Below are 1,964 nucleotides of genomic sequence, written 5' to 3'. Positions count from 1 at the left end.
CGGGGTCGGGTGCTGCGCCGTGGGGTGCGGTGTCGTTAAGTGATGCGATTGCCTCGTTGCGGGAGGAGCTGTCAACGGCGTGGGCGTCGTCGACGGGTGAGATGTTGCGGTTCCGGCCCTCTCCGGTGGAGCTGTCCTTGGAGGTGGCGGTCACCTCGGACAAGACGGCGAAGGCGGGGGTGAAGTGGTGGCTGGTCGAGGCCGGCGGGGAGGTGTCGCGGCAGTTGTCGGCGACGCACACGGTCAAGCTCACGTTGGATCCGGTGCTGATCGGTCAGGACGGTCAGCCGGTGGAGTTCCTGGTCGCCGACCGCGACGACGAACCGGCCAAGAAGGCTGACGACCTTGGCTTGGCGGACCCGGACTAGGGCGCAGGCGAAATGGTGGGGGTGGCGACTGAGCGGGCGGTGCTGATCCGCTACCAGGTCAACGGGAAAGGCTTCGTGGGGAGTGGGTTGCGGGTGCGGGACCGGTTCGTGCTGACCGCGGATCACTGCGCGCAGGGCACCGGCCATCAGGTTCAGCTCCTCAACGGGTCGCGTTACGAGGCGACCGTCCATGTGCGGTCCGGCTCGGCCGAGGTCGATCTGGCGGTGCTCGCCCTCGGTAAGGATGCGCCTACCATGGAAGGGTTAGGCGCGGCTCGGGTGGATCGGGCGGTGGCCGACAGCATCAGGGGTTGTCAGGCGCTCGGGTTCCCTCGATGGCGCCGCAACCAGGAGGGGAACCGGATCCTGGCGCAGGTCGACGGGGCCGTGCCGACCGGTGAGGGCCTGCGTCCCGACAGCGGCGGTGCGGAAGCGGAGCTGTTGGAGCTAAAAGGCACCGGGCCGTCGGTGCGGGAGCATCCGACCAGCCCGGGTGAGCTGGTCCAGGGCAGCCCGTGGGGTGGGATGTCCGGGGCCGCGGTCGTCGTCAACGACCTGGTACTGGGAGTGGTCCGCAGTCACAACCTCGCCGCCGGGAGCGGGTCGTTGACGGTGACCCCCCTGAGTGCCCTCACTGCGCTGCCGGACTTGATCCGCGACCCGTTCGTCGACGCGCTGGGACTGCCGGATCCGGCGGTATGGCCGGTGCTGCCGGACCGGGTCGCCGAGCTGTCCCGTGCGGTGCTGAGGGTTCGCGACGCCACGGACCATCCTCCCCGAGTGATGGATGTGGACGCGGGGGTCTTCGGGGCTCGTAAGGCGCGCACGGACCTGGACCTGCACGGCGACCCCTACTACCCGTACGTGACCCGGGAGGTCGACGAGCAGATCCGGGATGCGCTGGACCGGCGCGTCGACGGGTCGGATATGCGGATGCTGCTGCTGGTCGGTGAGGCCATGGCCGGCAAGTCCCGCACCGGCGCCCACACCCTGCAGGCTCACCCGGTGCTCCAGGGTCAGCCATTGCTGATACCGAGGACGAGTCCCGCCCTTCATCAGGTCACCGACCTGATCGCCGAGCTGATTGCCCGCCAGCGATCGACGACCACCGACGGATCGGCCCAAGGGGCGGTGCTGTGGCTGGATGACCTCAACGAGTACTTCGCCTGGCTCACCGAAGACCTCGCCACCACCACCTGGCGAGCCATCCCTAACCTCACGGTCGTTGCCACCATCCGACGAGGCGAGCTCGCCACCCTCCAAGGTGACTCGGACATGCGCGCGACATGGGAGTTCCTCAACAACAAGAACCAGGTCGAGAAGATCCCCATCGAGTCGGAATGGTCGACCAGCGACCAGGCCGCTCTGACCGACGCCCCGGACTGGGTCCGGACAGCCGTCGCCGAGGGCACCCCTTTGGGGGAGCTCCTCGGCTCTGCCCGCGAGCTCCTGGCCAAGCTCGAAAATGCGGCCGCCCCGATGCGCGCCCTCGTCGAGGTCGTAGTGGATTGGCAGCGCACCGGCATCCCCGACGTAATCACTGAAGCGCAAGCACTCGAGCTATGGGCTGCATACCTACCCCGACGCGACGCGGCC

At 68.5% G+C, this 1,964-nt stretch carries 2 protein-coding genes; both read left to right on the top strand.

Annotated features, from left to right (window positions below; genetic code table 11):
- On the top strand, positions 1-368 hold a 368-nt coding region (locus tag GA707_RS21495; protein WP_226964013.1), incomplete at its 5' end, for a trypco2 family protein.
- Between the two features lie 21 nt (positions 369-389).
- The coding region (locus GA707_RS20545) for a hypothetical protein (RefSeq protein WP_152180311.1) at positions 390-1,964 on the top strand (1,575 nt) is incomplete at its 3' end.

The organism is Nostocoides sp. F2B08, from assembly GCF_009184895.1.
Classification (GTDB): domain Bacteria; phylum Actinomycetota; class Actinomycetes; order Actinomycetales; family Dermatophilaceae; genus F2B08.
The sequence above is the reverse complement of the archived record's forward strand: the minus strand, read 5'-3'. Positions and strand labels throughout refer to the sequence as shown.